Consider the following 10,926-nt stretch of genomic DNA (forward strand, 5'->3'; position numbering starts at 1 on the left):
GACGGTGCCGGGGGTCAGGCCGAGGCTGGTGAGCGCGGCGGCGAAGTCGGCGTCGAGGAGCACGGCGGTGTCTACACCGGTGAGCGAGGGGATCGACGCGACGGGCGTCGGGGTGGTCTCGGCCGAAGACGACGGCGACGAGGTCGACTCCGTGGACTCAGACGTCGTGGAGCAGGCGGCCATGGAGACGGCCAGGATTCCGGCCGTTGCGAGGCCGAGAGTGGCTTTCGTGAACTTGTTCATGATGGTTTCCTCTTCGTTGCTGTCGTGTCTTGCAGGTGCCTATGATTCGGCACCCTCCCGAAGAAGGTTTGGTCTGCTGGGCGTCAGATGTCGATGTCGCTACCCATAGTGACTGTGCGGCCCGACGGTAGGCCGAAGCGTGCTGCTGGATTAGCGGCGTTTTGTGCCAGACCGACGAACAAGGCTTTGCGCCACCGGCTCATCCCCGGTGCCTGGGTCGTTCTGATGGCGCCTCGAGACACGAAGTACGACGCTGATTCCATCTGATTGGCGCGAATGTTCAGAACCCCGAGCGAGCAGGCCCTGCGCAATGCTCGAGGGATGTTCGGGGTGTCGGAGAACCCGAACCGCACCTTGACGTGGTCGATTCCGTCGTCGAGATAGCCGAGATCGTTGTACTCGAATGCCTTCTTCGGATCGACGTGAGGTACGTTCTCGATCACGACGGAGACAATGATGACTCGTTTGTGCAAAACGTTGTTCCGCTCCACGTTCGCGCGGAGAGCCAACGGGGTGGAGTCGCGGTTCGGATGCAGGAAGATGGCGATACCCGGGACGCGGACCACTTTCTGCTCACGGACGGCGTCGATGAACTCGGGCAGCGACCCCTCCTTTTCGATGCGACCGGCGATGACCAGTTCTCGTCCGCGCCGCCAGGTGGTCATCACGACTATCACCACGGTCGCCACGAGCAATGGCATCCACCCGCCGTGCAGAACCTTCGACAGGTTGGCGCTGAGGAACGTGACCTCAAGACCACCGAAGACCACGGCTGCGATCCCGATCTTCAGCGGCCCCCACCCCCACAGCCGGGGCGCCACCAGCAGAAGGAGGACGGTGTCGATCACGAGGGCGCCCGTGACCGAGACCCCGTAGGCCGTCGCAAGAGCAGTCGACGACCTGAAGACGAGCATAACCGCCATCACGCCTATGAAGAGCAGCGCATTGACAGCAGGCAGGTACACCTGCCCACCCTCCTTCTCCGAGGTGTGCCGAACAGTCAACGGCGGCAGGAGTCCGAGTTGAATCGCCTGCCTGGTCAGAGAAAAAGCGCCGGAGATCACCGCCTGGCTGGCGATGACCGTGGCTGCGGTTGCGAGCACGACCACAGGCAAACGAGCCCACTCGGGAAAGAGCAGGAAGAACGGATTGGTGCGGGAGGCCGGATCATCGAGGATCAGTGCGGCCTGGCCCAGATAGTTCAGCACGAGGGCGGGAAACACCACGGCGAACCAGGCGCGCCTGATCGGCGGTCTGCCGAAATGTCCCATGTCGGCGTAGAGAGCCTCCGCACCCGTGATGACGAGCACCACCGCCCCCATCGCCACGAACGCGATGATCGGATGGGCGACGATGAAAACCACCGCGTATGTCGGTGACAACCCCACCAGAACGGTCGGATTCTGCACGATCATCGAGACACCGGCTGCGGCGATCACGACGAACCAGAGAAGCATCACCGGGCCGAAAAGCCGGCCGACCTTCCCTGTTCCGTTCCTCTGGAAAGCGAACAGTGCCGCGAGAATCACTGCGGCGATGGGGACGATCAGGTTCCGGATGCCGGGAACGACGGTCTCCAGGCCCTCGACCGCTGAAAGCACACTGATCGCCGGGGTGATCAGAGAGTCGCCGTAAAACAGCGAAACCCCGACGATGCCGATAACGAGGAGGAGTCCCGTCTTTGCGCCCTTGGTCGCGGACAGGCGCTGCGCGAGGGCGGCAAGCGCCATCACACCACCCTCACCGTCGTTGTCGGCGCGCATCAGGATCGACACGTACTTGACCGAGACCACGATCGTCACGGCCCAGAACATCAATGAGATCACGCCGTACACGTCTTCGGGGGTAGCCTTCACAGCCCCGCCGTCGATGCTGAAAACGGTCTGCAGGGCGTACAGCGGACTCGTTCCGATGTCACCGAAGACGATGCCGAGCGCTGCTAATGCGAGTCCGCCGGCACCCGCGGCCAACGGCCGTGCGGATTTTCCTCCCGGCAGGCGAGTGCCACCAGATACGGGCTTCTGTGGATGAACGATGTGCGCCTCACTCGTTCAGCAACGCGGCCGGCGTGCGGCGGCGGGCGCTGCGCAGGTACAGGGCGCAGGCCGCGGCGGTGAGCAGCGCGACGGCAGCCCAGAAGAGCGCGAGGTTCAATCCGTAGTCGAGCGGCAGAATGGTGGGGTTCTTCGAGCCGAGCGACTTCTTGTAGATCTCGGGCAGCACCAGCAGGCTCATGATCGCGCCCACGACGATGCCGCCCTGGATGATGGCGAGCACGGCGAACGGAATGCGTCGACCGGCGCGGCGCATCCCGACGTCGAGTAGTAGCAGCAGAGGCGACAGGATGCCGTCGTGCACGATGATGGCGGCGCCGATCCAGACGATGACGCCCAGAATCTGGTCGGGGCGCTCTTTCTGAACCATGATGAGGGCGCCGAGAAAGAGACCTGCGAGTCCGATCACGATCAGGATGATGCGGGCGATCTTCACGACTCCACCTCCAGGCTGCTCAGCCATTTGGTCTGCAGCACTCCCGGCCTTCCCGGCGCGATCATGCGCGCGGGATAGCCGTGGTCGATGTCGAGCGTCTCTCCGTTGACCTCCAGGGCGACGAGGGTCGAAGCGTCGAAGGCGTACTCCGGGCCCATCTGGGTGACCCGATAGCCGCCCTTCTTCTCGAGGCTGGTGAGCTTGAGCCCGTTCCCCGTGTCGGCTCCGACCCGGTCGAGCAGGTCGCGCAGGCGCACGCCCTTCCAGGTGGCCATTTGGCTCCAGCCCTCGACGCACGAGATGGGCAGGTCGACCGTGGTCTGCGGAAGCGCCAGCAGCTCGGCCCGCGACAGGGCGACCGTGCGCGACCCGTTCGAGATCGTGAGCGCCCAGTCGGGCGAGACTGCCGTGTCGAGAACCTGCGCCGCCTTCGCCGTGCGGTTCACGGGCAGCCCGGCGGGCCCCGTTCCCTTGACGCGCGGCGCGAAGATGTTGAACGGGCTCAGGGCGGCGTACGACTGGCCTGCCGTGAGCACCACGACGGTGGCGGTCGAAACGCCGACCGTCGTGATGAATCCACGCCGACTGACGGAGGGCTTGGCTTCGGGAGTCTGGTCGATCCAGCGGAAGATTCGACCTGTCACGCCGCCGACCCGAGCCGTCTCGCCGTCGGGAGCCGTCTCGCCGTCGCGACCCTCGGCATCCGGCGTCTCTTCGCCGCGCAGCTCGCGCGACCCGTCGGAATTGCGCGTCCAGAACCGGGCGATCACGGGCAGCTTCACTGCGATGTGGATGGCGAGCGAGCCGATGACCACGAACGAGAGCGCCCAGTGCACCTGGCGGAAGCCGAAGTTCCAGGGGTACCACTGGTAGGTGTTCAGCAGTCCGATCGTGATCTGCACGAGCGAGGCGCCGACGAACAGGGCGATCGACGCGCGCTCGAGAAAGTGTAGCGGCCCCTTCAGGGGAGGAGTCTGGAACAGCAGCGGATAGACCGTGTAGAGCTTGCCCAGGATCAGCGGAAAGCAGGCGATGCCGGCCGTGATGTGGATGCCCTGGGTCACCTGGTAGAGCTGCGCCGGCACGGTCGAGAACCGCATCCACGGCTCGGGCTCCTGCAGAAAGTGGCTGTAGAGGCCCGTGCCGAAGCAGAGGAGGAAAGCGAGGGCGAGGAGGCGGCCGATGACGACCGTCATGCGCGGATTGCGTGGGGGCGCGGCGAGAGCCTGTTGCGTCGCTGCGAGGAGGCGTCTCACGATGTCACCCTACCCCGTCGACCCGTCAGACCCGTCGATCGAGCAGAAGGTCGCGCACTCCGGCACCACGACTGACTCGCTCGAAGACCTCGGCGAAGCGGCCGGAGGGGGCGATCGCCGCCACCTCGTGGGCGTCGTCGAGCGAGTCGACGTCGTTGATCTCGGCGAGCAGCTTCACGCGGAGATCGGCCTCGAGCAGGCGCTCCAGCTGGTCGCGACCCGTCTCGGCCTCCGACATGGCCACGCCTCGAATGAGCGAGCCGTCTGGTTCGCGCATGCCGAGGGCCCAGAAGCCGCCGTCGCTGGCGAAGCCGAACCAGGCGTCGATGTCGTCGTGCCAGCGGCTGATCGCCGGCTCGAGCAGGGCCCGCGTGACCTGGGGGGTATCCATGCCGATCATCAGCAGTGGGCCCTCGACCGAATCGAAGAGAAAACCGAGTCGCTCGTCGAGCGTTCCCGTGTTCTGGTGCAGAATCTCGAATCCGTCGGCTTCGGCGGGCGGGTTGCTGCCGTCGAAGAACAGGATGCGCCGGTCGGCGGGCACGCGGTTCACCACGTCGAGCGTGTCGCCCAGGCTCGCCGCCGCGATCTCGGCGGCCTCTTCATAGGAGAACGGCGGGTGCAACCGCGTCTTCACGCGTCCGGGGATGCACTCCTTGGCGATGACGGCGATGGTGAGCATGGAGAGTCTCCTGATCTCGAGAGGCGCTGCGGGCCAATAACTCGTACTGGTCACTCTATGTAGTTCGTCACAGGTGACGGATTGGATTCCCCCGCGTCATGAACTGATGTAGGGCCAACTGTCAGCGAACGTCGCGCAGCAGCTTCGACATGTCGTTGATCGCGAGGTAGGTTCCCCGGATCGTGCCCGTGACTTTCGATCGGCCCACCCGAGGACTGTAGGGCGTGTCGAGTTCGTCGATTCGCCAGCCGGCGGCGGATGCCTTCAGCAGCATCTCGAGGGGATATCCGCTTCGCCGATCGCGCAGGTCGAGCGAAAGCAGGCCCTCGCGGCACGCCGCGCGCATGGGCCCGAGATCTTTGATCGCGATGTGCGCGCGATGTCTGATGAGAAACGAGAGCGCGCGGTTGGCGAAACGCGCGTGCAGGGGCCACGCTCCGGCCGTGGTCGGGATGCGGCGACCGAGCACGAGGTCGGCTCGATCGGCCGTGATGCGCTCGACGAGGGTCGGCAGCCCGGCGGGGTCCATCGATGCGTCTGCGTCGCAGAACGCCACGATCGGGGCCGTCGCGGCGAGCAGCCCCGCGTGCGCGGCCGCGCCGAAGCCGCGGCGGGATTCGGCGACCACCAGGGCACCCGCCGCGCGCGCGATCTCGGCCGACGCATCCGTCGACCCGTTGTCGACCACGATCGCGCGGTAGCCCTCGGGCAGCCGCGACAGCACCCAGGGCAGCGCCTGGGCCTCGTTGAGGCAGGGCAGCACCACATCGACCTGGGCGGTCATGCGCGCAGCGGGGCCGTGGCGAACTCGGCCATTCCGGCATCGAAGTCGGTGACGGCCCGCCAGCCGAGCTCGCGGGCGATCTTCTCGCTCGACGCCGTGATGTGGCGCACGTCTCCGAGGCGGAACTCGCCGGTGACGACGGGCTCATCGCCGTTCGAGGCGCGGCTGAGCGAGACGGCCATCTCGCCGATCGTGTGCACGACTCCGCTGCCCACGTTGAAGGCGCGGAAGGTGGAGGCCGCCTCGGGCGCCGCGGTCGCCTCGGGCGCCGCGGTCGCCTCGAGCGCCGCGAGGTTCGCCGCCGCCACGTCGCGCACGTGCACGAAGTCGCGCCGCTGAGCGCCGTCTTCGAAGACGCGTGGAGCCTGGCCGCGGGCAAGCGCCGAGCGGAACAGCGCCGCGACCCCGGCATACGGAGTGTTGCGCGGCATCCCCGGCCCGTAGACGTTGTGGTAGCGCAGGCCGATGGCCCGGCCGCCGGCGGAGCGCGCCCACGAGGTCGCCAGGTACTCCTGGCCGAGCTTCGACGACGCGTACACGTTGCGCGGGTCGAGGGGCGCGTCTTCTGTGATGAGCCCCGGATGCAACGGCTCGCCGGTGGCCGGATCGAGCGGCTCGAAACGGCCGGCCTCGAGATCGGCGACCCGTCGGGCCGGCGGACGCACGGCATCCCCCGCCGCGTTGCGGTAGTCGCCCTCGCCGTATACGACCATCGACGAGGCCTCGACGAAGCGGTCGATGCCCGCCCGGGTCATGCCGGCCAGCAGCACCGCCGTGCCCAGCTCGTTCGACGAGACGTAGTCGGGAGCGTCGAAGAAGTCGACTCCGAGGCCCACCTTTCCGGCCTGGTGACAGACCGCGTCGACGCCGTCGAGCGCGCGCGCCACGGTCTCGTCGTCGCGCACATCGCCGAGCATGAACTCCGCGCGGGGCTCGAGTGCGGGGGCCGTCTCGTGCACGTCGGCCCGCAGCGAATCGAGCACGCGCACGGCCCATCCGGCATCCAGAGCCTGGCGCACGATTTCGCTGCCGATGAACCCGGCGCCGCCGGTGACGAGCAGATGCGGCATGTGTTGACCCCCCAAGATGTGGATGCCCAGCCTAACCGCCGCTCGACATCCACGCGGTTCCGCGGGCGCGCAGCCCGAGCGTCAGGGCGCGCGCGCCCAGGTAGCCGAAGCCGAAGGCCAGCCATAGCCAGACGAGCGCGGCGGTGCCGTTAGTGCCGGCAGTCTTATCGGAGAAGAACAGGGCGACCAGCCCGAGGAGCGGCGCGTAGATCGCCACGTTCACGACTCCGCTGAGCGCGAGGTAACGGGCGTCGCCCGCCCCGATCAGCACGCCGTCGAGAACGAAGACGTAGCCCGCGAGCGGAGTGCCCGCGGCCATCACGAGCACGACCACGAGCAGCGCCTGCTGCACGTCGCGGCTCGACGAGAAGACCGGGCCGAGCAGGGGCGAGAGGGCCGCGAGCAGAATTCCGAGCGCGACCCCGGCGCCGATTCCCCACCGCACGAGGCGGCGCATCACGCCTGTGACGCGCGCGACATCCTGAGCCCCGAGGCCGTGGCCCACCAGCGCCTGGCCCGCGATCGCGAGGGCGTCGAGGATGAACGCCAGCGTGAAGAACAGCGTCGACGCGATCTGGAACGTCGCCAGCTCGACGATGCCGAGTGTCGAGGCGACGACGACCGTGGCCAGCAGGGCCGCGCGCAGGCTCGCCGTGCGCAGAAACAGCCAGCCGCCGGATGCCGCAGCGCCACTGACGCCCGCCAGTCCGAAACGCAGGCTGACGCGTTCGCTGCGGGATGCCCGCACGGCGATCACGAGATAGACGGCGGCCATCGCCCACTGGGCGACGACGGTTCCCGCGGCCGAGCCCGCGATGCCGAATCCGAAGCCGTAGATGAAGAGGGCGTTGAGCCCCGCGTTCGCCGCGAACCCGCTGACCGCCACGACGAGGGGAGTCTTGGTGTCTTGCAGCCCGCGAAGCAGGCCGGTCGCCGCGATCACGAGCAGCATGGCGGGGAGGCCAGCGAGCGAGACCGTGAGGTAGACGACGGCCTGCTCCTCGACCGCGGCGGAGGCTCCGAAGAGGTGCACCAACGGGCGGGCCGCGGCGACGCCGACGGCGACGAGTACCCCGCCGAGCAGCGCCGCCAGCCAGAGACCGTCGATACCCGCCCGGATGGCGCCCGGCCGATCGCCGGCGCCGAGTCTGCGCGCCACTGCGGGCGTCGTGGCGTAGGCGAGAAAGATGAGCAGTCCGATCGCGGTCTGCAGCAGGGCGCTCGCGATGCTGAGCCCGGCGAGCGGCGTCTCGCCGAGGTGCCCGACGAGGGCCGTGTCGGTGAGCAGAAAGAGCGGTTCGGCCACGAGGGCTCCGAGCGCGGGAACGGCGAGTCGCAGTATGTCGCGATCCAGTGCCTTCACCCTGCGAGCCTAGCTAGGCTCGCCACTGGCCATGTTTGGTATCAGCACTGATACCATCGGTGCATGCCGATGACTCTCCGTCTGTCCGACGACGAAGCCGACGCCCTGCGCCGGCGTGCCGAATTCGAATCCCGATCCATGCAAGACGTCGCCAAGCAGGCGGTGCGCGAGTACGTGGAGAACCACAGTCGTCGCGATCTTCTCGAGAACGTGCTCGAGACCGAACTGCCGCGCTACACCGAGGCCCTCGAGCGCCTCGGCCGGTGATCTATCTGCGGTACGACGAGCTGCTTTTTGTTGCCGAGCGCGCCATTGGCGACGACGTTGTGGTGCGCGACCACGGTCTCCTCGAGTCCGCCCTGGCGCGTCCGCAGGCCAGCGCGTTCGGCCGAGACGCCTATCCCACCCTGATGCTGAAAGCCGCGGCGCTGACGCACTCTCTCGCTCGCAATCACGGCCTCGTCGACGGCGACAAGCGCCTCAGCCTCTCGGCTCTGATCGCGTTCCTCGGCCTCAATGGTGTGCGGCTCACGTGGACGAACGACGAGGCCTACGAGATCATCGTGGCCATCGCATCCGCAACCCTCGACGACGTCGGCGAGATCGCCGAGAGAATCGAGCGCGGCAGCGCTGCTCGCTAGGCTTGCGGGATGACCACCTCCGGCATCGACTCGACCGAACTCGACCCCTCCATCCGCCCGCAAGACGACCTGTTCAGGCACGTCAACGGCAAATGGATCGCCCGTACCGTCATTCCCGACGACCGCGCCCGCGACGGCTCGTTCTATCAGTTGCACGAAGAGGCAGAGAAGGCCGTTCGCGACATCATCATCGAGGCGCAAGACGGCGCTCCCGGCACAGAGGAGCGCACGTTCGGCGACCTCTACGCGAGCTTCCTCGACGAGGAGCGCGTCGAAGAGCTCGGCACCACCCCGATCGAGGCGCAGCTCGCCGACGTGGCCCGCCTCTCGAGCGTGCACGAGCTGCTCGAGACGGCCGCGCACCTCGAACGCCAGGGGGTGGGCGGCTTCTTCCGTCTGTTCGTCGACAACGACCCGGGCAACCCCGAGCGCTACCTGGTGTTTATCGAGCAGGGCGGAATCTCGCTGCCCGACGAGAGCTACTTCCGCGACGAGAAGTTCGCCGACATCCGCACCGCATACCTCGGCCACATCGAGCGGATGCTCGCGCTGGGGGGCCTCTCGGATGCCGCGGCCCGCGCCCAGCGCGTCTTCGACCTCGAGACGGCGATCGCCGCCACGCACTGGGACAACGTGCAGACGCGCGACGCGCAGGCCACCTACAACCTGCTGTCGTGGAGCGACTTCACAGCGTCGGCTCCGACAGTCGACCTCGACGTCTGGCGCGACGCATTAGGCGCTCCCGAGTCGGTCTTCGACGAACTCGTCGTGCGCGAGCCGTCGTTCGTGTCGGGCATCGCCGAGCTCATCACCGAAGATCGGCTCGACGCGTGGCGCGACTGGCTGTCGTGGCAGGTCGTGCACGGCGCAGCCGCGTATCTGCCAGCCGTCTTCGTGAACGAGAACTTCGACTTCTACGGTCGCACCCTCACGGGAACGCCGTCGATGCGCGCCCGCTGGAAGCGCGGGGTGTCCCTCGTCGAGGGCGCCATGGGCGAGGCCGTGGGCCGCATCTACGTCGACCGTCACTTTCCGCCGACGGCCAAGGCGGCCATGGATGTGCTGGTCGCCAATCTCATCGAGGCGTACCGGGCATCCATCACCGACCTCGAGTGGATGACGCCCGAGACGCGCGAGCGCGCCCTCGACAAGCTCGACAAGTTCACTCCCAAGATCGGCTTCCCCGTGAAATGGAGGGACTATTCCACTCTCGTGATCGACGCGGGCGACCTGGCCGGCAACATCCGCGCCACGAGCGAGTTCGAGTTTCAGCGCGAGCTGGGCAAGATCGGCAAGCCGCTCGACCGCGACGAGTGGTTCATGACTCCGCAGACCATCAACGCCTATTACAACCCCGGCTTCAACGAGATCGTCTTTCCGGCGGCCATCCTGCAGTACCCGTTCTTCGACGAGAGTCGGGATGCCGCGGCCAACTACGGCGCGATCGGCGCGGTCATCGGCCACGAGATCGGGCACGGATTCGACGACCAGGGCTCGCGCTTCGACGGCGACGGCCGGCTCACCGACTGGTGGACCGAGGCCGACCGCGAGGCGTTCGAGAAGCGCACCTCGTCGCTCATCGACCAGTACAACGCGCTCGCTCCCGCGCAGGTGCCCGACCAGCACGTCAACGGTGCCTTGACGATCGGCGAGAACATCGGCGACCTGGGTGGCCTCAGCATCGCGTGGCACGCTTACCTGCTCTCGCTCGACGGGCAGGAGCCGCCGGTGATCGACGGCCTCACCGGTGTGCAGCGCTTCTTTCTGTCGTGGGCGCAGGCCTGGCAGCAGAAGTCGCGCGACGAGGAGGTCGTGCGCCTGCTGTCGATCGACCCGCACTCGCCGAACGAGTTTCGCTGCAACCAGATCGTGCGCAACATCGATGAGTACTACGACGCCTTCGGCGTGACCGAGTCGGATGCCCTCTGGCTGGCCCCGGAGGAGCGCGTCACGATCTGGTAGGCGCAGATGAGCGAGTGACTCGTGCGCTGACGCCCGTGCCGGTTGTCACAGATCGACCTAAGATCCGCATCCAAGGTCGATTAGCGACAGACGGCAGCCGCTACGGTCGCATGGTGTGTCAATAATCGACCCTCCGCTCGCCGGGAGGGTCGATTACTGACATACGGTCCCGTTGGTTCGAGCTAGCCGACCTTCAACTCGCACACGTTGTCGGTGAAGTAGTTCTCGACCAGCACCGAGCCCGACTCGGCTCCCGAGCTCGGCACGAATACGGCGATATTTCCGGTGACCGACGCGCCCGGGGTGAGGTCGGGCGCGAACAGCAGCTCCGGCTGGGGAAGCACGGCGTAGTCTGCGGGCGACGCGATGTCTTCTGCGACGCCTTTAAAGATGGCGCTGGTGCCGCCGGCCGGAAACGCCTCGGTGCCCAGCTGC

General features: G+C 67.2%; 11 protein-coding genes and 1 pseudogene. 3 read left to right on the forward strand and 9 right to left on the reverse strand.

Annotated elements, in window-relative coordinates:
• From ACE5CZ_RS05655 to ACE5CZ_RS05690, 8 genes and pseudogenes are all read right to left on the reverse strand, one after another.
• Positions 1-243: pseudogene (locus ACE5CZ_RS05655) on the reverse strand (hypothetical protein); the annotation flags it as partial.
• Between the two features lie 83 nt (positions 244-326).
• Positions 327-2,213 carry a potassium transporter Kup gene (locus ACE5CZ_RS05660; RefSeq protein WP_374946362.1) on the reverse strand — a complete coding sequence of 629 codons (1,887 nt, stop codon included), beginning with the start codon at positions 2,211-2,213 and terminating at the stop codon, positions 327-329.
• Between the two features lie 73 nt (positions 2,214-2,286).
• Entirely contained in the window at positions 2,287-2,733 is a 447-nt protein-coding gene (locus ACE5CZ_RS05665; RefSeq protein WP_374946363.1) for a hypothetical protein, read from the reverse strand.
• Positions 2,730-3,989 (reverse strand): molybdopterin-dependent oxidoreductase, encoded by a 1,260-nt coding sequence (locus ACE5CZ_RS05670; RefSeq protein WP_374946364.1) that lies wholly within the window; start codon positions 3,987-3,989, stop codon positions 2,730-2,732. The genes ACE5CZ_RS05665 and ACE5CZ_RS05670 overlap by 4 nt, the downstream gene beginning before the upstream one ends.
• A gap of 25 nt (positions 3,990-4,014) precedes the next feature.
• A complete protein-coding gene (locus ACE5CZ_RS05675; protein ID WP_374946365.1) occupies positions 4,015-4,671 on the reverse strand; it encodes a DUF2064 domain-containing protein in 657 nt (218 codons plus the stop codon).
• A 121-nt stretch (positions 4,672-4,792) separates the two neighbouring features.
• Complete coding sequence (locus ACE5CZ_RS05680; RefSeq protein WP_374946366.1) at positions 4,793-5,455, reverse strand: glycosyltransferase family 2 protein; 663 nt, start codon at positions 5,453-5,455, stop codon at positions 4,793-4,795.
• Entirely contained in the window at positions 5,452-6,525 is a 1,074-nt protein-coding gene (locus ACE5CZ_RS05685; RefSeq protein WP_374946367.1) for an NAD-dependent epimerase/dehydratase family protein, read from the reverse strand. The genes ACE5CZ_RS05680 and ACE5CZ_RS05685 overlap by 4 nt, the downstream gene beginning before the upstream one ends.
• 31 nt (positions 6,526-6,556) lie before the next feature.
• Positions 6,557-7,888: an MATE family efflux transporter gene (locus ACE5CZ_RS05690; RefSeq protein ID WP_374946368.1), complete on the reverse strand. Its 1,332-nt coding sequence runs from the start codon at positions 7,886-7,888 to the stop codon at positions 6,557-6,559.
• 63 nt (positions 7,889-7,951) lie between these two features.
• Between ACE5CZ_RS05690 and ACE5CZ_RS05695 the strand changes: the two genes are divergently transcribed.
• The 3 genes from ACE5CZ_RS05695 to ACE5CZ_RS05705 are packed head-to-tail and all read left to right on the forward strand — an operon-like array spanning position 7,952 to position 10,491.
• On the forward strand, positions 7,952-8,155 hold the full coding sequence (locus ACE5CZ_RS05695) for a hypothetical protein (protein ID WP_374946369.1): 204 nt from the start codon (positions 7,952-7,954) through the stop codon (positions 8,153-8,155).
• A complete protein-coding gene (locus ACE5CZ_RS05700; RefSeq protein ID WP_374946370.1) occupies positions 8,152-8,529 on the forward strand; it encodes a type II toxin-antitoxin system death-on-curing family toxin in 378 nt (125 codons plus the stop codon). The genes ACE5CZ_RS05695 and ACE5CZ_RS05700 overlap by 4 nt, the downstream gene beginning before the upstream one ends.
• Positions 8,530-8,538: 9 nt before the next feature.
• Positions 8,539-10,491, forward strand: coding sequence for a M13 family metallopeptidase (locus ACE5CZ_RS05705; protein WP_374946371.1), 1,953 nt, complete (start codon positions 8,539-8,541; stop codon positions 10,489-10,491).
• A 182-nt stretch (positions 10,492-10,673) separates the two neighbouring features.
• Here ACE5CZ_RS05705 and ACE5CZ_RS05710 read toward each other — a convergent pair.
• A partial coding sequence (locus ACE5CZ_RS05710; protein ID WP_374946372.1) for a hypothetical protein occupies positions 10,674-10,926 on the reverse strand: 253 nt, incomplete at its 5' end.

The sequence above is a fragment of the Agreia sp. genome (assembly GCF_964263775.1).
In the GTDB taxonomy this organism is placed as follows: domain Bacteria; phylum Actinomycetota; class Actinomycetes; order Actinomycetales; family Microbacteriaceae; genus Agreia.

What these genes read in the sequence shown, in the direction of transcription:
- ACE5CZ_RS05675 (WP_374946365.1), bottom strand. Translation starts at nt 4,671, where the DNA reads ATGCTCACCATCGCCGTCATCGCCAAGGAGTGCATCCCCGGACGCGTG.
- ACE5CZ_RS05680 (WP_374946366.1), bottom strand. Translation starts at nt 5,455, where the DNA reads ATGACCGCCCAGGTCGATGTGGTGCTGCCCTGCCTCAACGAGGCCCAG.
- ACE5CZ_RS05685 (WP_374946367.1), bottom strand. Translation starts at nt 6,525, where the DNA reads ATGCCGCATCTGCTCGTCACCGGCGGCGCCGGGTTCATCGGCAGCGAA.
- ACE5CZ_RS05695 (WP_374946369.1), top strand. Translation starts at nt 7,952, where the DNA reads ATGCCGATGACTCTCCGTCTGTCCGACGACGAAGCCGACGCCCTGCGC.
- ACE5CZ_RS05705 (WP_374946371.1), top strand. Translation starts at nt 8,539, where the DNA reads ATGACCACCTCCGGCATCGACTCGACCGAACTCGACCCCTCCATCCGC.